Raw genomic sequence first — 19006 nt, 5'->3', positions numbered from 1 at the left:
GGAAAGGGAATTGACAAATCCGACAGAATAGAGTATGATTGTGAACAATCATCATAAACGCGATGAACGGGATAGTAGGCTTGTCTGGATGCGAAGAGAGGGCGCGGTCGGTGTAAGCGCTCGTGAAGGACCTCCCCCGAAGCTCGCCCGTGAGCAGTCCTTCTGAACTGGCGGCGTGCCATAGTAGGTTGGAACGGTTCTCCCACCGTTATTGGGGAAATGAGCGCATAACCAGCCAAAGGTTATGAATTTAGGTGGTACCACGGAGCATCCGGCTTCGTCCTATCTGTATAGATAGGACGAAGCCGCTTTTGTTTTTTTGAGTCAAAGCACACCAATGGAGGTGAAGTTCCATGAATGGAGCGCACGCGTTGATTGAAAGCCTGCTGCGCGAGCAGGTAGACCATATTTTTGGCTACGCCGGAGCCACCATCTGCCCGGTGGTAGACGCCCTAAAGGAACATCCGGAGATCGGCTATACCCTGGTGCGGACGGAGCAGAACGCCGGCCATATGGCCTCCGGCTATGCCAGGGTCAGCGGCAAGGTAGGAGTATGCATGGTCACCTCTGGTCCCGGGGCCACCAACCTGATTACTGGTATCGCTACAGCCTACATGGATTCTATCCCCATGGTGGCTATCACCGGACAGGTGCCCAGCCATCTTCTGGGCCGAGATATCTTCCAGGAGGTGGATATCACCGGTGCCGTGGCGCCCTTCTCCAAGCACAGCTATCTGGTGAAAAACGCCAACGACATTCCCCGGGTGGTCCGAGAGGCCTTCCATATCGCCTCCACTGGTCGTCCGGGCCCGGTCCTCATTGATATTCCTATCGATGTCCAGGAGCAGACGTTAAAGAAGTTTGACTGGCCCGAGGAGGTCAATATCCGGGGGTACAAGCCCAGCGTCAAAGGAAATGACCTCCAAATTAAGCGTGTAGTGGAAACCATCGCCAAGGCCCGCCAGCCTCTGATTTGCGCTGGCGGCGGTGTGTGGCTGGCCGACGCACAGGAGGAGCTGCTGGAGCTGGCGGAGACCGCCAATATCCCGGTTGTCAAGACCATGATGGGCATTGGCCTGATGCCCACGGACCACCCACTCAACCTGGGCATGATCGGAGCCCACGGCAACCACTGCGCCAACAAAGCCCTGGCAAAGTCCGACCTGCTCATCATGGTGGGCACTCGGGCTGCCGACCGGGCCATCATCTCCCCCGACGAGATACAGCGCAGGATGGCCACCATTCATATCGACGTGGATCCGGCGGAGATCGGGAAAAATATGCAGGCCGCCGTCCCCCTGGTAGGCAACGTGAAGGTCATCCTTCGCCAGATCCTGGATATGGGTGTTTCCAGCACCGATTCTGCCGACTGGCTGGCCATGCTTCGGGACTACCGGAAGGCCGAGTTGAGCCGGGTCTTTCCCAAGCGTCCCGGTTCTGTGTTCCCTGGTACTGCCATCCGTAGGCTGGGGGCCAAGCTGGATGAGGACGCCGTGGTGTGCGTGGATGTAGGCCAGAATCAGATCTTTACCTGTAAGTATTTTCCCCAAAAGCACGGCCGACTGCTGACCAGTGGCGGCCTGGGGACCATGGGCTACGCCCTCCCCGCCGCGATTGGCGTCAAGGTGGCGAAGCCGGGCAGGCAGACCGTCGTTGTCTGTGGAGACGGCTCTTTCCAGATGGCCATGAACGAACTGGCCGCCATACGGTGCGCTGATTTGGATATCAAGATCCTTGTGTTTCAGAACCATACCCTGGGTTTGGTCCACCAGATCCAGAAATCAGTTCCTTATCACGGCCCCTTTGGGGTGGATTTGGACGGTTCCCCGGACTTTGCCGCCATTGCCGCCGCTTACGGGATCCCCAGCATTATGGTCCGCGAGGAGGAAGAACTGGACGAGGCCATCGAGCGCTTTCTGTCCACCAAAGGCGCCTGCCTGATGCTCTGTGAAGTCCACCCCGACGTGGGCACCAACGATTAAAGGAGGGGGACCAGATGAAACAGACAATCTCCGTGCTGGTGGAGAACCAGGCGGGCGCTCTAAACCGTATTACTGGGTTGTTTGCCCGCCGAGCCTTCAACATCGAATCCCTGGCCGTGGGTGTCACCGACGACCCTACCATCTCCCGTATCACAATCATCGTGGATAGCGGCAACAGCGTGGTGGAGCAGGTGGAAAAGCAGCTCAACAAACTCATCGAGGTCATCAAGGTCCGCACTTTGGAGGAGACCAACTTGATTGGCCGGGAGCTGATGATTTTAAAGGTAAACGCCAACAATAAAACCCGGCAGGATATTATGACCATCTGTTCCATCTACGGGGCTAAGGTGGATGATATCTCTCCTACCTCTATGACTCTGGAACTGTCCGACACGCCGGATCGTCTGGATACCTTCCAGGCCATGATGCGGCCCTTCTCCATTTTGGAGGTTGCCCGTACCGGCGTCATCGCCGTGCAGAAGGGCGGAGGGAAAATTTGAGCGCGGAGCTTGGAGCGGAGCGGCGAATACAAACCAGGGCAGGCGAAGTCCGGCCGTTTGTGTCCAGAGCCGCAGCGAGAGCGCCCAGACCGCATGCGCAAAGCGCAGCGTAACATCACACTTCTATCTCACCCAAAGGGGGTCAGCCGTTTTGAAAGTACGCGCCACTCAGGCCATCATGGAGTGTCTGCTGGAGCAGGAGGTGGACACTGTTTTCGGATATCCAGGTGGAACGATCCTGAATCTCTATGATGAGCTGTATAACTATCAGGATAGGATCCACCATATCTTGACCGCCCATGAGCAGGGGGCTGCTCACGCCGCCGACGGCTATGCCCGTTCCACCGGGAAAGTGGGGGTCTGTTTCGCTACCAGCGGCCCTGGCGCCACAAATCTGGTCACCGGGATTGCCACCGCCTATATGGACTCTTCTCCCATTGTGTTCATCACCTGCAATGTGACGGAGCAGACGCTGGGGAAGGACGCCTTTCAGGAGGTGGACATTACCGGCATCGCTATGCCTATTACCAAAGCCACCTATCTGGTCCGGGACGCCCAGACCATCCCGGACGTGATGCGTCAGGCATTTGCCGTGGCGGCCACCGGCCGGCCCGGCCCGGTGCTCATCGATTTCCTGAAAAATGTTACGTTTCCCAGTGTGGAGATCGACTATGAGTTTGTCCCTTGGAGCAGGAACCGCTCCTGCAGCTCCATCCAGTCCCTGGCCACCAGCCACGAGCTGAAGGCTCCAGAGCCCAACAAAGGGGACATTGAAACCCTGGTGGAGATGATTGCCCAGTCCAAGCGGCCGCTGCTCATCTGCGGCGGCGGTGTGGTCCGGGGCCGTGCCCACCGGCAGTTCCGGGAGTTTGCCGAGAAGCTGGACGCTCCGGTGGCCATCACTGTTATGGGGGGCGGCGGCTTCCCGGGCGGACATCCGCTGACGACAGGGATGATTGGGATGCACGGCTCTCAGGCATCCAATGTGGCGTGCAATGAGTGTGACCTGCTCATCGCCGTGGGCTGCCGCTTCTCAGACCGGGTGGCGCTCCAGCCGGAGACCTTTGCCAGCCAGGCCAAGGTCGTCCAGATTGACATTGACCGGTCTGAGATTGACAAAAATGTCCTCACGGACCACCACATCATCGGTTCAGCCCGGCGGGTGTTGGAGATGCTCAACGCCAAGCTGCCCCAGTACAGCCATCCGGAATGGAAGGAGCAGGTCCTGCCTCTGCGGGTCCCCTCGGTGGCGGAAACGGGAGATAAGCTTACCCCCAAGCAGGTGCTGGAGACCATCCGGCGTCTGGCGCCCCAGGATACCATCGTGGCCACCGATGTGGGCCAGCATCAAATGTGGTCCATTCAGCACTTCCATTTTGACTATCCTGGGCAGCTGCTGACCAGCGGCGGTTTCGGGACCATGGGGTTCGGGCTGGGAGCGGCCATCGGGGCCAAGCTGGGCAACCCGGACAAGGTGGTGGTCCATACCACCGGAGACGGCTGCTTCCGCATGAACTGCCATGAGCTGGCTACGGTAGAACATTACCACCTGCCTATCATTACAGTAGTGTTCAATAACGGCACCCTGGGTATGGTTCGCCAGTGGCAGAATCTGATCTACCATCAGCGGTACTCGGAGACCACCTTGGACCGAGGCCCGGACTTTGTCAAGTTGGCCGAGGCCTATGGCCTGAAGGGCTTCCGGGTAACCAGTATGGCGGAGATGGAGGCGGCCTTCCAGGAAGCGCTGACCGCTGGCCGCGGCTGTGTCATCGACTGCCGCCTGGATATGGATGAGATGGTCCGGCCCATGGTAGCCGGCGGCGCCCATATCACTGACTTCTTACTCAAATAAGGGGGCTAGGGGGATATGAAACGGGAATTTGATCCAGAAAAAAAGCTGTATACCCTGGCCATCCTGGTCCAGGACATCCCCGGCGTATTGAGCCAGGTGGCCCGGTTGTTTGCCCGTAAGGGGTATAACATCGAGTCCATTGTCACCGGCGGAACCGACCGGCCCAACACCGCCCGCCTGGCGATCAGCATTCTGGCGGACGAGCTGATGATAAACCAGATTGCCGACCAGTGCCGTAAGCTTATCCCTGTGCTGGCGGTAAAGATCTTGGACGAGGCCACCTCTATCCAGAGGGAATTTTCTCTCATCAAAGTCCGGGCCACGGACCGCAATTCCAGGGATGAGGTCATTCAAATGGCCAACATCTTCCGGGCCAACATCATCGATGTGGGCCGGGACACCCTGACAGTAGCTATCTTCGGTGACCGGTCCAAGACCAGGGCACTCACAGACCTGCTGGCCGACTTCGGCATTCTGGAGATCGCAAAGACGGGTACTCTCGCCATCGAAAGAGGGCGTAGCACTATATATGATGACAACAAACTGAAGGAGGAATACAACTATGGCAAAAATGTACTATGAGAAGGACTGTGATCTGAGCTATCTGGACGGGAAAAAGATTGCCATTATCGGATACGGCTCCCAGGGCCACGCCCACGCCATGAATCTGAAGGACTCCGGCTGTGATGTCTGCGTCGGCCTGCGCCAGGGCTCCAAGAACTGGGCCAACGCTGAGAAGGCCGGCCTGCAGGTCAAGACAGTGGAGGAGGCCGCCCAGTGGGGGGATATCGTCATGATCCTGATCAATGACGAGGTCCAGGCCGAGGTCTATAAAAAGTCCATCGCCCCCAACCTGTCCTCCGGCAATATGCTGATGTTTGCCCACGGCTTCAATATCCGCTATCAGCAGATCGTTCCCCCCGCCGACGTAGACGTAGTTATGATCGCCCCCAAGGGCCCCGGTCACACCGTCCGCTCCACCTATGTCAACGGCAAGGGCGTGCCCTGCCTGATCGCCGTAGAGCAGAACGCCACCGGCGACGCCTATAAGCTGGGACTGGCCTATGCCGCCGGCATCGGCGGCGCCCGGGGCGGCGTGATGGAAACCACCTTCCACGATGAGACTGAGACCGACCTGTTCGGTGAGCAGGCCATTCTGTGCGGCGGCGTGGTGGAGCTGATGAAGCTGGGCTTTGAAACTCTTGTCGAGGCCGGCTACGAGCCCGAGAACGCCTATTTTGAGTGCATCCACGAGATGAAGCTTATCATCGACCTGATCAACAAGGGCGGCGTGGCGGCCATGAACTACTCTATCTCCGACACCGCAGAGTATGGCGAGTATGTGTCCGGTCCCCGTGTCCTGCCCTATGAGGAGACCAAGAAGAACATGAAGGCAGTTCTGAAGGACATCCAGGACGGCACCTTTGCTGGTAAGTGGATCGCCGAGAACAAGAACGGCCGCACCTTCTTCAACTCCATGCGGGCCAATCTGGCCAAACACCAGATGGAAACCGTGGGTGCCGAGCTGCGGAAGAATATGATCTGGGGCGGGGACACCGATTTGGATACTGCTTCCAACTAAATACTGCTCCGCATCAAAATTCAGGCCCCCCGGCATAAGCCGGGGGGCCTGCTTAGTTAAGACATGAGCTCAAGGAGCTTTTTGACCACCAAAATACCGTCCAAGATCCCCGCTACGAGCAGTACCGGCACAATCCAGCCTTTCGGCCGATCTACGATCAAAGCGCCGAAACATTCAATCAAAAGTGATGTGTAGAATATGAGGCTTACTGCCTTCATACTGAAAAAAATCCCGGCTGCTATCATGATTACGAGAACAGTGACGCGGTAGCGGTAACGGTACTTTTTACGGTCCATATCCGAGCCCTCCTGACATCAGCAGTCGTATCCGCCTTAAATGGGTTCCATGGCGTAAGCTGGGGGTTCCCTCTATTTTTTTAGGGCTGGTGATAACTCCCGAAGCAGAGCGACGAAGGATAAAATGATAAGGGGGAGATAAACCAGGGCCCGAACATAATGCTTCTTTTTTATTGTACAGATACACCCAATGCCCCCATAAAGAAAGATGCCAAAACAATAAATACAGATAGCATACGTAATACCTGCAAATAAGAGGGCAATCAGGGAGGAACACAAGGCTAGTATCAAAATATATTTATCTATGTTCCGATCAGATCCCATTTTTACCAGTCCTCCAATGGTGCGCTGGTATTTTGGTGCGGCCTATGCCCAAGCACCTGTGACATCAGCGGCCGTATCCATCTTGAACTGCTCCCCTGGCAACACCGGAGGTTCTAGTTTTTCAATTACTCGGATAAGAGTCCAACAAATTCCCGGACGGTGAACACGCTGCCCAAAACCACCATGACGAGCAGCATCAGGGCGAGCCAGCGATTCCCCCGAAATTTGATCAAACAGACGATGCCTTCTATCAAGATTGAGAGGGAGAATACAAAACTTCCCACCTCCGGGCCGTAAAGAAATGCGGCTGCTGTCATGACCGCCAAGCCAGCGATCTCATATTTCATAGAATCCATCCCCAGTCACTCCCTTACTGCCGGCAGCGGTCGTATCAGTCTTGAAGTGGGTCCCCCGGTTTTGGTGGGGAATCAGCATTTAGCCCATCGAGCTGCTCCTTCCGCCGCCTCCGTGGGTACAGGATATCAGGAAGATATTACTGTCTTTATTTTAACGAGATTTATGCAATTTGTAAATAATTGCCATGTAAATGAGATATATTTATTAAAAATAACCAAATCAAGGTGCCGCCTTTTGCTGACTGGAACAGAAGCAGCCCTCCCGGCTTGCCGGGAGGGCTGTGCCTTTCTCACCAGAGAGCGTCTACCTGGGTGCCGGTATAGTACCAGGTCAGGATGTCTGTAAAATTTTTCCCCTCTTTGGCCATGGCGTTGGCTCCATACTGGCTCATGCCTACCCCGTGGCCGTAGCCAGTAACGTCGAAGGTAAAATTTTCCCCGTCCCAGGTCACGGTAAAGGCGGCGGACCGGAGGGACAGCATGGACCGGACCTGGCCGCCGGTGAGGGTAAGGCCGCCAAAGGGGATGGAGGTGACGGTGCCGCCCTCGTCCCGGACGGCCTGACCAAACCAACTGGAGGGCTCCCCGGACAGATCCGCTCCGGGGTAGGCGGCCAAAGCCGCCTCTTGGACCTGCTGAGAGGAGAGAACGACCTGGCTGTGGTAGTTGGGGACCTCATCCCCCTCTGGGCTGTCCACGCTTTTCAGATAGTCCACACTGTTGCCCCACACCGCCACAGCGTCCACGGTCCGGCCGGCGGCGGAGGAGAAGAACAGTGCCTGAATGGGCTGCCCCTCATAGAGAATACCCAGCCCGTCGGTCCCCTCCACCGCCTGGGAAATCTTTTCCTCATACTCCTGGGCGTTTAGTCCCCAGCGGGCCAGGGCCGCCTCCCGCTCGATATAGGCCTGACAGCAGGTGCTGTCTTCACAGATATCCGCTCCCGGGTGCTTGTCAGAGCCGGAGTTCTGCCTGATTACCGTATAGGTTCGCGCGGCGCAGGCTTGGGCTTTCAGGGCCTCTAGTTCAAAGGAGGCCGGCATTTCAGCCGCCACTACCCCCCACAGGTAGTCAGACATAGACAGCTCCCGGATCGTTCCGTCGTCCATCTGCAGCCGTACAGCTCTCCCGCGGTCCCGGGAGGCGGCCTGTACTCCACCGGAGGCTGCGTCCCCGGACGGAGGAAGTGATTCAACCACCTCGGATCCTTGATATAAGGGATCTCCCCGGATTAGAATTCCGGGCAGACAGAACAGTACGCCCACGCTCAAGAGAGCGGCCGCCACCACCTGCCGCAGAGACCGCCCCAGCCATATTTTTGCCCGTGCCCGCTGTATCCTCATCCCGCGCCCCTCCTTGTCCTTTGGGACAACTTATGGGACGGCGGGCTTTTTTATGCCTGTTACCGTTACAGGTCCAAAGACTCGATGGCCTCCTTCATCTGGCGGGCGGAGTCCTCCAGCGCCTGACGCTCCTCCCCGTTCAGCGGGATTTCCAGCACTTCCTCCAGGCCGTTCCGCCCCACGACAGAAGGGATGCTGAGGGCCAGGCCCTCCAAGCCGTACTGTCCCTCCAGCACCACGGACACCGGGAGAACAGAGTGTTCGTCCCGCACCAGGCACTGGGCGATGCGGCCTACTGCCATGGCGATGCCGTAGTAGGTAGCCCCTTTTCGTCGGATGATCTCATAGGCGCTGTCCCGCACCCGTCGGTACAACTGGTCCAGGTGGCAGTTGTCCACTCCGCCCCGAAGCTGACAAAACTGGTCCAGATCGATGCCCGACACATTGGCCCCGCTCCAAACCGCCAGCTCGCTGTCCCCGTGTTCCCCAATGATAAAGGCGTGAATATTTCGGCTGTCCACCGCCAGCTCCTCGCCCAGCAGCTGCTTCAGCCGTGCGGTGTCCAGCACGGTACCCGAGCCGATGACCCGGCCTCTGGGACAGCCGGACAGCTTCCAGGCCGCATAGGTCAGTACATCTACCGGATTGGAAACGATCAGCAGGATACCCTGAAAGCCGCGGGCGTTAATTTCAGTGAGAATACTTTTGAGGATGGCGGTATTTTTGCCGATCAGGTCCAGCCGGGTCTCACCGGGCTTCTGGTTTGCCCCGGCGGTGATAACGACAAGAAAACAGTCAGCCAGATCGTCATAGCCCCCGGCCGATATTTCCATGGCGGAACCGTAAGGCAGGCCGTCACTCAGGTCCATGGCCTCACCCTCCGCCTTGGCCCGGTTTACATCTACCAGCACCAGCTTGGAAAACAGGCCCTGCTGCAAAAATCGGAAGGCGATGGAGGCACCCACCGCACCGCAGCCAATGATGGCCGCCTTTCTGGGATCTGTAGTCATGATTGTTCTCCTTTCTCAGGCCTAAAAGCCCTCTGGCTTTTAGTTGTGCCTGATTTTTCGAGCTGCTATTCCTGAAGATTCGGTGTTCACTTTCAATTAGAGGATGGGAAGGGTTATGAGTTCCTGATTTTTTTGACTGTCTCTTGATCTGGGCTGCGCTTTCTCCTCACGTTGTCTTATGATGGTAGAAAACGAAGGAGGGAAGCAAATTGATTTATGGCTATATTCGTGTGTCCAGCACGGACCAGAACGAGGACCGGCAGCGGTTGGCCCTGCTGGCTGCCGGGGTACCATCAGACAGTCAATATATGGATAAGCTGTCCGGCAAAAACTTTGAGCGGCCAGCTTATAAGCGGATGCTCAGACGGTTACGGGCAGGGGACCTGCTGTATATCCTAAGCATCGACCGCCTGGGCCGCAATTACTCCGAAGTGCTGGAGCAGTGGCGGGTGCTGACCAAAGAAAAGGGAGTGGATATTGTGGTGCTGGATATGCCTCTTCTGGACACCCGACGGGGCAAAGACCTGATGGGTACCTTTATCGCCGACCTGGTGCTTCAGATCCTGTCCTTTGTCGCGCAGAACGAGCGGGAAAATATCCGCAAGAGACAGGCCGAGGGCATTGCCGCCGCCAAGGCCAGAGGAGTGCGGTTTGGCCGGCCGTCCCAGGCTTTGCCGGATAATTTCTACCTGATCCATAAGGCATGGCGGGAAAAGAGCATAACCCTCCCCCAAGCAGCCCGTGCCTGTGAAATGCCCATCGGTACCTTTTATGCCAAGGCCAGGAAGCTGGAGGAGCTGTCCTCCATGATCCGGAGTTCCAAGAGGTTGTCATCAGAACGAGGATAGAAAAAACCGGGCGGTACATGAAAAAATCATGTACCGCCCGGCCTCACCACTGTTTTGGCGGAATCGGCCCGGTTTGCCGGGGGCTCTGAGGGTGATTTCAATGCTTGGGTGGGAATAAACGCAATTTTCCGCTTCGCCGCGAATTTACGGCGCACAGCGCCGCCCCATCAAAGATGGGGGCCCAGGAAGGCAGACGAAAATGCCCGTTTACTCCTCGTCCAGCTTGAGGACTGCCATAAATGCCTCAGTGGGCAGTTGGACGGTGCCCAGAGTACGCATTTTCTTTTTGCCTTCCTTCTGCTTCTCCAGCAGCTTTTTCTTTCGGGTGATGTCACCGCCGTAGCACTTGGCCAGCACGTCCTTCCGCATGGCCTTCACCGTCTCCCTGGCGATGATCTTGCCGCCGATGGCCGCCTGAACGGGCACCTCAAAGAGCTGGCGTGGGATATTCTCCTTTAGCTTCTCGCAGATGCGCCTGGCCCGGCCATAGGCCTTCTCCCGGTGGACAATAAAGGACAGGGCATCCACCTGGTCCCCATTGAGGAGCAGATCCACCTTCACCAAATCGCTCTTCTCATAGCCCTCTAGCTCATAGTCCAGGGAGGCGTACCCCTTGGTGCGTGCCTTTAGCGCATCGAAGAAATCATAGATGATCTCCCCGATAGGCATGGAGTAGTGCAGTTCCACCAGATTGGTGTCCAGATACTGCATGTCCTTAAAAACACCTCTACGGTCCTGGCACATAGGCATAATATTACCCACATAGTCCGGGGGCGAGATGATGGATACCTTGGCGTAGGGCTCCCGCGCCTCACTGATGGAGCCGGGGTCGGGGTAGTTGTGGGGGTTGTCCACACGGACCACTGTGCCGTCGGTCTTTGTTACCTCATAGATAACGGAGGGCAGGGTGGTTACCAGGTCCAGGTCGAACTCCCGCTCCAGCCGCTCCTGTATGATCTCCATGTGGAGCATCCCCAAAAATCCACAGCGGAAGCCGAAGCCCAGGGCAATAGAGGACTCCGGTTCAAAGGACAGGGAGGCGTCGTTGAGCTGGAGCTTTTCCAGGGCGTCCCGCAGGTCGGGGTATTTGGAGCCGTCCTCGGTATATATGCCGCAGTAGACCATAGGCTGGGCGGGCCGGTAGCCGGGCAGAGGGGCCGCCGCCGGGACCTCCGCCCCTGTGATGGTATCGCCGACGCGGGTATCCTTCACATTTTTAATGGAGGCGGTGAACCAGCCCACCTCGCCGGCGGTCAGCTCTTGGCAGGAATCCATGCCTAGGGGGCGCAGATAGCCGCAGTCCAGCACCTGATAGGAGGCTCCGGAGGCCATCATCCTGACCTGCATCCCCTTTTTCAGTGTTCCCTCCATTACCCGGAAATAGACCACCACTCCCACATAGGGGTCATATTGGCTGTCGAAGATCAGGGCCTTCAGCGGGGCTGAGGGATTTCCTTGGGGAGCGGGAATATTTTGAACAATATCCTCCAGCACGGCGGAAATATTGATTCCCTGCTTGGCGGAGATCTCTGGAGCGTCCTCGGCGGGGAGAGCCAGGATGTTCTCGATCTCCTCCTTTACCCGCTTAGGGTCGGCGGCGGGCAGGTCGATCTTGTTGATTACAGGCAGGATCTCCAGATCATGCTCCATAGCCAGATAAGTATTGGCCAGGGTCTGGGCCTCGATGCCCTGGGAAGCGTCTACAATAAGCACCGCCCCCTCGCAGGCGGCCAGAGAGCGGGACACCTCATAGTTGAAGTCCACATGCCCAGGGGTGTCGATCAGGTTGAGGGCGTAAGTGTTCCCGTCCTCCGCCCGGTAGTCCAGCCGGACAGCCCGGGCCTTGATGGTGATGCCACGCTCTTTTTCCAAGTCCATGTTGTCCAGCAGCTGGGACTCCATCTGCCGCTGCTCTACCGCTCCGCACAGCTCGATGAGCCGGTCAGACAGTGTCGATTTGCCGTGGTCAATGTGGGCTATGATAGAAAAGTTGCGGATTTTAGATTGATCGGTCATAAGCATAAACCTCCGGTAGGAAATCAAACCAAATCAAAGCCAAACGACTGCACATCTGTCAGCGATTTATCGCTTGCGGAGTGGAGCCCCCCTTGTGAGCAGATGGATCTGATATGGAGAGGGCGAGCGGTTGAAGCTTGAGAGGTGGAGGGGAAAATGAGCAAGTGGGAAAAACGCGCCCGCCTCACTTGCTCTTCCGGCCTTCCAACAGCCCATTGACCCGCTCTCCGGTGTTATGGACGATTTGGAGCAGGGATTGATACAGCACCGGGTAATCACGGGCCAAAATATCATTGGACAGCTCAGGCAGGGGGGCCTTCTCTTTGACCTGGGCCGCCAGGGCAGCAGAAAACTCCGACTCGGAGCAGCTCATGTCCGCGTCGGCCAGCCCGCCTTCAAACAGGTGGGGGGGTACGGAAAAAAAGTCCGGGTTGTTGGCTGGATTGGCCTGATACAGCCGGCGGTACATTTTATAGACCGCCCCGGACAGATAGTTGGCGCAGGCGCGGATGGCCTCCCGGCTGCCCGTCTTGGCCAACAGGTCGAACAGTACGCCGATGGAGTTGACCAGCAGCTTTTTAGACAGGAGGGCCAGGACGCCCCCGCGCAGAGAGTTGTCCTTCTCGTCGCTCAGGTCGTACAGCTCCTCGGGGGCAATGGTGGTGCCGTCCCGGCTAAGGGTGCGCCCCAGGAGAAAATCAGCGGACACGCCGTAATAGTCACAGGCCCGGACCACAAAGGGCAGGCCAGGCTCCCGAATACCGTTTTCATAGTGACTGAGCAGGGCCTGGGAGATGCCCAGGGCTGTGGCGGCGGTGCGCTGGCTCACCCCTTTCTCCTGCCGCAGCAGGGAGAGGGTGCGGGAAAATTCTTCATTCATATCTCTCACCTCAACGCGCTCCAGGGGAGCGACAATACACTTGGTATAGTATACCTGAAACCTATACTTGTCGTAAAGAGCAAAACTGAAAAATTTTGTTCCCGCCGAACAAAGATTTTTCACAGGATACACGGGAAAAACAGGCGAAAGCCCCTTGCATTTCGGGTCCGAAAATGCTACCATAGGGACCAGGAATTGGCGCTTTTCCGCGCCTGATTTTTGATTTGGAGGAAGTCGTTATGTTTAGAAAGCTCATTGAGATCCTGAAGGCCCATCCTCGCAAGATTGTATTCACTGAGGGGACCGATCCCCGTATCCTGGAGGCATCTGCCCGTCTGCTCTCCGGGACCTTCCTGACCCCCATTCTCATCGGCAACGAGGCTGAGATTCTGGCTGCCGCCGAGGACGCCGGCTTCAATATCCGGGGTGCCATCATCGTAGACCCTGAGAACTATGAGAACATGGAGGCCATGGTGGCCCGCATGGTGGAGCTGCGCAAGGGCAAGATGACCGCCGATGAGTGCCGCGCCATGTTGAAGAAGGGCAACTACTTTGGCACTATGCTGGTGGCTATGGGAGAGGCCGACGCCCTGCTGGGTGGCGCTACCTACTCCACTGCCGACACCGTCCGTCCCGCCCTGCAGCTGGTCAAGACCAAGCCCGGCAATTCCATCGTGTCCTCCTGCTTCATCCTGGTCCGTCCTTCCGCCACCGGCGAAAACGATGTGCTTGCCATGGCTGATTGCGCCATCAACATCAAGCCCACTGAGGACGAGCTGGTGGAGATTGCCTCTGAAACTGTGGACTGCGCCAAGATCTTTGGCATCGACCCCAAGGTGGCCTTCCTGTCCTACTCCACCTTTGGCTCCGGCAAGGGCGAGGATGTAGACAAGATGCGCAACGCCGCCGAGAAGGCCAAGCTGGCTATGCCCAACGTGCCTATCGAGGGCGAGCTGCAGTTTGATGCTGCCGTGTCCCCCCGTGTGGCCCAGACCAAATGCAAGGGCTCCAAAGTGGCCGGCTATGCCAACACCTTTATTTTCCCCGACATCAATGCCGGCAACATCGGCTATAAGATCGCCCAGCGCCTGGGCTCCTTTGAGGCATACGGCCCCATTCTGCTGGGCCTGAACGCCCCCATCAACGACCTGTCCCGCGGCTGTAACGCCCAGGAGGTCTACTCCATGGCAATTATTACCGCGGCCCTGGCCTGATTTAATAAAAGCGGAAGGAACGCTCTTCGGAGCGTTCCTTTATTGTCTGCTATGGAGTGGCCTGCCACCCCACAGGCGGGGCGCGCTGTGAGCCGCAAAGCGGAGCTATCCGCGCTACAAGTCGTAGCGAAAGCGGCCCAGCATCGAAGAGACCAAGACATTACAACACTGCCGTTGAAAGGGGAGCGCCCAGATAGGCGCTCCCCGCGTTTGTATTGATGCAATTTCCTTCCCCACACTACTCCAGGTCGTCGTTTTCCCGGTCCTCTGTGTGGTCATAGTAGTCCCGGTTTCGGATCTCATCCTTCAACCCACAGTAGCAGAACATCATGACGATGGCTAAAAAGAGCTGACCGCACAGCACAATAGCTGTATCAGTAAAAGTGCCTGCTACCAGGCTCATGGGGATGGGCAGAACCCAGAATACCATAACATAAAACATGGGGATCACGCCCAATACCGGCCAGAAAGACACGCCGCGGTAGACCCGCCCCCGGCCGCTGTCCTCGCCGTAAAGCAGCCGCTCCGGCTCCACCCCCAGTAATTGGGCGATCTGCCCCAGAACGTCCAGACCTGGTTGGGCTATTCCCCGCTCCCAGGCGGATACCGTCTGCCGCGTCACATGAAGGGCCTGGGCAAGCTGTTCCTGGGACATCCCTTTTTCTTTCCTAAGCCTGCGGATATTTTGAGAGATCTGTTTCATAAGCCCCCTCCTGTTCTTGTGTTCTGGGTTCAGTATATCTGAACCGGCCTGCCCTGACAAGCAAATCATATTTGCCCGCCGCTTTCAGCGAGGGAAAAAGCCCGCCGCTCCTGTGATCCTAGTATGGAAATCCAGATACCCATGAAAAAGCTCCTGTATCGGCCATAGGCCAGCACAAGAGCTTTTAATGTTCCAGCTTTTCCAAGACATCCCGGAACCAATCAGGCAGCGGACACTCCAGTTCCAGCGGCTCCCCGGTGGATGGGTGGACGAACCGGAGCCTGCGGGCGTGCAGGCATTGGCCGGTCAGTCCGGGCCATGGCTTTTTGCTGCCGTACACCGTATCCCCCAGCAGCGGATGGCCGATGGAGGCCAGATGGACCCGAATCTGGTGGGTACGGCCTGTTTCCAGCCGGCACTCCACATGGGTATAGCCAGGATAGCGGGCCAGAACGGACCAGTGGGTCACCGCCTCCCGGCCGTTTTTGCGGTCAACGGCCATCTTTTTCCGGTCCACCGGATGGCGGCCGATGGGAGCGTCCACAGTGCCACAGTCCTCCCGAAAGCCTCCCACCGCCACCGCCTCGTACACCCGGGCCAGGGAGTGATCCTGGAGCTGGGCGGCCAGGGCCAGATGGGCACGGTCATTTTTAGCGGCGACGATCAGGCCAGAGGTGTCCCGGTCAATGCGGTGGACGATGCCGGGGCGAAGCTCCCCGTTGATTCCGGAGAGAGAGGTCCCACAGTGGTACAGCAGGGCGTTGACCAGGGTCCCGTCTGGGTGTCCGGGTGCCGGATGGACCACCAGCCCCACCGGCTTGTTGACCACAATCACATCGTCATCCTCATAGATCACATCCAAAGGGATGTTCTGGGGGACCAAGTCCACGGGCTGTGGTTCGGGCAGACAGACTGTTAGGCTGTCCCCAAGCCTGGTCTTGTCATTTTTTTTGGCGGCCCGGCCCCGGAGGGTGACCGCCCCCCGCTCCAGCAGCCGCTGGGCGGCGGAGCGGGTCAGGTCGGGGACAGAGCGGGCCAAAAAGGCGTCCAATCGCTCCCCCTCCCGGTCGGCCGTCAAATCAAGCGGGATCATCGTCAGTCTCCCTGCCCGGATGGGGCTCCAATTTATCCGCCAGGAAGAGATAGTAGAGGGCGGCGGCAATGCCCCCCACCACCACACAGATGTCCGCCACATTAAAGACGGCAAAATTCATGAACAGCACGTTGAACATATCCACCACGAAGCCCCTGAAGACCCGGTCGATAAGGTTGCCCACCGCCCCGGCCAGCAGCAGGGTCAGGATGACCTTTCCCAGTGGATGATGAAAAAAATTCTTCCAGATAGCCAGGGCCAGCAGCACGGACATGACCAGGGACACCAGGGCGAGCAGCCAGGTGTGCTCGGAAAAAATAGAAAAGGCCGCCCCAGTATTTTTTACATAGGTCAGTTCCAGCAGATGGGGAATAAAGGGCACATGGGCCCCCAGCTCAATGTTTTGCAGGACCAGATATTTCACCAGCTGATCCAGGGCCACCAGGACAGCCGCAAGGATGGCATAGGGCATGGACTTCTCCTCCAGGCACGTTCTTTTTTTCTATCATAACACATGGACCGGGCGAGAAAAAGCCCCTTTTCCAAAAAGCGGGAGAAAAATCACCCCTCCAGCCAGCGGCGGTACTGGTCCCCGGCCTCCACCCGTCCTAAAGCGGACAGGGAGGCCAGGTCCCAGTGGAAGATCTCACGGGCCAGATCCCTCAACTGCGCCCGGGTGGCGCTGTCATAGAGGGAGATGATCTCCTCGGTCTCCTGCACCCTGCCGTACAGGAGGGCGGAGGCCCCCAGGTGGCTCATCCGGGCCTGAATAGACTCAGCGCCCATCAGGAGATTGGCCTTGGCCTGATCACGGGCCCGGTCAAGCTCCTCCTGGGACGGCCCCTCCTGGAGCAGCCGCTCCACTACGTCCCGGACCGTGTCCAGGGCCTGGCGCTCCTGCTCTTTTCCAACGGCGGTATAGATGCCAAGAAGCCCTGTATCCTGGTGGTCGGCCACATAGGAGTAGACGGTATAGCACAGGCCGCGCTTCTCCCGGACCTCTTGAAACAGGCGCGAGGAGCACCCTCCCCCCAGCAGGGCGTTGAGCAGCTGGAGCTGCCGCCGCCTGGGGTCCAGATAGGTCGGGGAGGGAAAGGCCAGGATCAGGTGGTTTTGCTCAATGGCCTTCTTCCGGGCGGTGACCGCCGGGCGGTAGGCGGCTGGCTTCTGGACAGGAGCGACCCCCGGCTCCAGAGCGGACAGGCAGTCCTTCAGCTTGTCCACTTGGCTGTCCGTAAAGCTGCCTGCCAGGGCGGCAACCAGGACTCCTGGTCGGTAGTGCTCCCGCCGCCACTGGTCTAGCCACGCTCCGGTCATGGGGGCCAGGGTGGATTGGGTGCCTAGGATGGGACGGGCCAGGGGGGATCCCTTGTACACGGCGGCGGCCAGCCGCTCGGATACCAGGTCGTCCGGGGCGTCCTCATACATTCCAATCTCCTCTAGGATGACGCTCCGCTCCATCTCCACATCCTTCTGGGCGAATCTGGAGTGAAAGAGCATGTCGCTCAAAATATCCAGGGCCTGGTCCAGGTGACGGTCAAGGCTCCGGGCGTAGAAGCAGGTGTGCTCCTTGGTGGTATAGGCGTTGACCTGACCGCCAATGGCGTCCATGTCTCGGGCCAGCTGGGCAGCGGACCGGCGGGCTGTCCCTTTGAACAGCATATGCTCAATGAAGTGGGCGGCCCCATTCTCCACAGCCGATTCGTGTCGGGAGCCAGCGCCGACAAAAAAGCCCAAGGCCGCCGACCGCGCGCCGGCCACCCGCTCTAGTAGAATCCGGGCTCCATTAGACAGTGTTAGTTCTTGATACATCTGGACCTCCCGAGAACTGTAATTGATTTTTAAGCAGTATACCATAAAAAGAAGGATTCGTCCATGGCCGGCCCGGCCAGAAAATTTTTGCCTGCCATGTATAACCACTCCTTCCGCTGTCCACAATAGGCTTCGGAGGTGCATTTTGTGAAGAATCGAAACCTGATACAACGTCTGGGCGACTTCATGCTGGGAAAGGGCTTTTACATAGTCCTGTTCCTGTGCGTCGCCACCATAGGAATCTCGGGCTATTATCTCCTCAACTCCATCGCCGGTGATATGGGTGGGACCTCGCCGGTGACCGGGAACCCCACCGTGGTCCTGCCTGACTCCGAGGCCAACGGGCCCGATCCCGCGGGCACCATTACCCCGCCGGTCTCATCAAAGCCGGATGACCAGCCCACCGGCAATCCGGAACCGGTGACCCAGCCGGATGACCCAGAGCCGGTCAAGCAGCCCGCCGAAACCACGCCCCAAGAGGACAAGCCTACCGCCACCGTTTTCACCTGGCCTGTAAAGGGAGAGATCTTACGGGAGTTCAGTGTGGAGACGCTGCTGCTGGACCCCACACTTGGGGACTGGCGTACCCACGGAGGGTTGGATCTCTCTGTCCAGGCGGGCACCCAGGTGCTAGCCATGGGCGACGGCACTGTGGTCCAGGTCTTTGAAGATGGCCTGATGGGTACGTCCGTGGTCATTGACCATGGGAACGACCTGACCTCAACCTACTGTAACCTAGACCAGGTCCTGGTCGCGGAGGGAGATACGGTGGAAACAGGTACCGCGATTGCCACCGTCGGTGCCACAGCCATCGCGGAGAGCAACATGGGCTCCCACCTCCATCTGGAGACTGCGGTGGACGGTGTGGTGGTAGACCCCGCCGAATACCTGCCCCAGCGGTGAACAAAAGGGCCTCTGCCATTCGGCAGAGGCCCTTTCCTCTTATTTTAATGTCCGCTTACTTGGCAATGTTCTCACAGAAGTTCATGAAAATCTGTGCTACCTCGGCGCGGGTGGCCCCGGCGGTAGGCGCCAGGGTGTTGTTCCCCTTGCCGGACAGCAGACCGGCGTTCACCGCCCAGTCCATGGCCTTCACGGCATAGCTGGAGATGGAGGAGGCGTCCAGATAGCCCTCTGTCCCCTTGCCGCTCTGGCTGGTCTTGTACCCCTCGTTCTGGGCGTAGCGGTACAG

19 protein-coding genes and 1 other annotated feature are annotated in these 19006 nt (G+C 58.1%); of the genes, 8 read left to right on the top strand and 11 right to left on the bottom strand.

All coding sequences use genetic code 11. The features are described 5' to 3' along the window. Positions 1 to 53: 53 nt before the first annotated feature. Positions 54 to 288: a binding site (T-box leader), on the top strand. Positions 289 to 353: 65 nt separating this feature from the next. From ilvB (H8S11_RS08580) to ilvC, 5 genes are all read left to right on the top strand, one after another. Beyond that, entirely contained in the window at positions 354 to 1982 is a 1629-nt protein-coding gene (gene ilvB, locus H8S11_RS08580) for a biosynthetic-type acetolactate synthase large subunit (protein WP_186852852.1), read from the top strand. A 14-nt stretch (positions 1983 to 1996) separates the two neighbouring features. Continuing rightward, the gene (gene ilvN, locus H8S11_RS08575; RefSeq protein WP_147572328.1) at positions 1997 to 2482 is read left to right on the top strand and encodes an acetolactate synthase small subunit; all 486 of its coding nucleotides are present in this window, start codon (positions 1997 to 1999) and stop codon (positions 2480 to 2482) included. 151 nt (positions 2483 to 2633) lie between these two features. Continuing rightward, the gene (gene ilvB / locus H8S11_RS08570; protein ID WP_186852851.1) at positions 2634 to 4337 is read left to right on the top strand and encodes a biosynthetic-type acetolactate synthase large subunit; all 1704 of its coding nucleotides are present in this window, start codon (positions 2634 to 2636) and stop codon (positions 4335 to 4337) included. 15 nt (positions 4338 to 4352) lie between these two features. After that, complete coding sequence (ilvN, locus tag H8S11_RS08565; protein WP_147572326.1) at positions 4353 to 4919, top strand: acetolactate synthase small subunit; 567 nt, start codon at positions 4353 to 4355, stop codon at positions 4917 to 4919. After that, positions 4900 to 5919 carry a ketol-acid reductoisomerase gene (gene ilvC / locus H8S11_RS08560; protein WP_147572325.1) on the top strand — a complete coding sequence of 340 codons (1020 nt, stop codon included), beginning with the start codon at positions 4900 to 4902 and terminating at the stop codon, positions 5917 to 5919. The genes ilvN (H8S11_RS08565) and ilvC overlap by 20 nt, the downstream gene beginning before the upstream one ends. Before the next feature lie 56 nt (positions 5920 to 5975). On the opposite strand, the gene H8S11_RS08555 is transcribed toward ilvC, so the two are convergent. The 4 genes from H8S11_RS08555 to H8S11_RS08540 all read right to left on the bottom strand — a co-directional run bounded on the left by H8S11_RS08555 (position 5976) and on the right by H8S11_RS08540 (position 9248). Next, a complete protein-coding gene (locus H8S11_RS08555; protein WP_186852850.1) occupies positions 5976 to 6215 on the bottom strand; it encodes a hypothetical protein in 240 nt (79 codons plus the stop codon). 449 nt (positions 6216 to 6664) lie between these two features. Further along, positions 6665 to 6895 (bottom strand): hypothetical protein, encoded by a 231-nt coding sequence (locus tag H8S11_RS08550; protein ID WP_186852849.1) that lies wholly within the window; start codon positions 6893 to 6895, stop codon positions 6665 to 6667. A gap of 290 nt (positions 6896 to 7185) precedes the next feature. Continuing rightward, positions 7186 to 8238, bottom strand: a complete 1053-nt coding sequence (gene spoIID / locus H8S11_RS08545) for a stage II sporulation protein D (protein ID WP_186852848.1) — start codon at positions 8236 to 8238, stop codon at positions 7186 to 7188. 65 nt (positions 8239 to 8303) lie between these two features. Then, the gene (locus H8S11_RS08540; RefSeq protein ID WP_147572321.1) at positions 8304 to 9248 is read right to left on the bottom strand and encodes an L-lactate dehydrogenase; all 945 of its coding nucleotides are present in this window, start codon (positions 9246 to 9248) and stop codon (positions 8304 to 8306) included. Between the two features lie 209 nt (positions 9249 to 9457). On the opposite strand from H8S11_RS08540, the gene H8S11_RS08535 reads away from it, so the two are divergent. Next, positions 9458 to 10096, top strand: coding sequence for a recombinase family protein (locus H8S11_RS08535; RefSeq protein ID WP_147572320.1), 639 nt, complete (start codon positions 9458 to 9460; stop codon positions 10094 to 10096). 207 nt (positions 10097 to 10303) lie between these two features. Here H8S11_RS08535 and lepA read toward each other — a convergent pair whose 3' ends face one another. Beyond that, positions 10304 to 12112 (bottom strand): translation elongation factor 4, encoded by a 1809-nt coding sequence (lepA, locus tag H8S11_RS08530; protein WP_147572319.1) that lies wholly within the window; start codon positions 12110 to 12112, stop codon positions 10304 to 10306. A gap of 184 nt (positions 12113 to 12296) precedes the next feature. Next, a complete protein-coding gene (locus H8S11_RS08525; protein WP_186852847.1) occupies positions 12297 to 12992 on the bottom strand; it encodes a helix-turn-helix domain-containing protein in 696 nt (231 codons plus the stop codon). A 239-nt stretch (positions 12993 to 13231) separates the two neighbouring features. On the opposite strand from H8S11_RS08525, the gene pta reads away from it, so the two are divergent. Further along, positions 13232 to 14206 (top strand): phosphate acetyltransferase, encoded by a 975-nt coding sequence (gene pta, locus H8S11_RS08520; protein ID WP_147572317.1) that lies wholly within the window; start codon positions 13232 to 13234, stop codon positions 14204 to 14206. Between the two features lie 238 nt (positions 14207 to 14444). Here the strand turns inward: pta and H8S11_RS08515 are convergent, their stop codons facing one another. From H8S11_RS08515 to H8S11_RS08500, 4 genes are all read right to left on the bottom strand, one after another. Then, entirely contained in the window at positions 14445 to 14909 is a 465-nt protein-coding gene (locus H8S11_RS08515; RefSeq protein WP_243201002.1) for a helix-turn-helix domain-containing protein, read from the bottom strand. Positions 14910 to 15093: 184 nt separating this feature from the next. Next, positions 15094 to 16002, bottom strand: coding sequence for an RluA family pseudouridine synthase (locus tag H8S11_RS08510; RefSeq protein ID WP_186852845.1), 909 nt, complete (start codon positions 16000 to 16002; stop codon positions 15094 to 15096). Further along, complete coding sequence (gene lspA, locus H8S11_RS08505) at positions 15989 to 16474, bottom strand: signal peptidase II (protein ID WP_147572314.1); 486 nt, start codon at positions 16472 to 16474, stop codon at positions 15989 to 15991. The genes H8S11_RS08510 and lspA overlap by 14 nt, the downstream gene beginning before the upstream one ends. An 89-nt stretch (positions 16475 to 16563) precedes the next feature. Then, complete coding sequence (locus H8S11_RS08500) at positions 16564 to 17814, bottom strand: M16 family metallopeptidase (protein ID WP_186852844.1); 1251 nt, start codon at positions 17812 to 17814, stop codon at positions 16564 to 16566. Between the two features lie 147 nt (positions 17815 to 17961). Here H8S11_RS08500 and H8S11_RS08495 point away from each other — a divergent pair, with 147 nt between their 5' ends. Further along, positions 17962 to 18717, top strand: a complete 756-nt coding sequence (locus H8S11_RS08495) for a M23 family metallopeptidase (RefSeq protein WP_262669499.1) — start codon at positions 17962 to 17964, stop codon at positions 18715 to 18717. A 55-nt stretch (positions 18718 to 18772) separates the two neighbouring features. Here H8S11_RS08495 and H8S11_RS08490 read toward each other — a convergent pair. Further along, positions 18773 to 19006: S-layer homology domain-containing protein (locus tag H8S11_RS08490; RefSeq protein WP_186852843.1), on the bottom strand; the 234-nt coding region annotated here is incomplete at its 5' end.

Source organism: Flintibacter hominis, from assembly GCF_014287965.1.
Lineage (GTDB): Bacteria > Bacillota > Clostridia > Oscillospirales > Oscillospiraceae > Lawsonibacter > Lawsonibacter aceti.
This window is presented reverse-complemented; position numbering and strand designations above follow the sequence as displayed.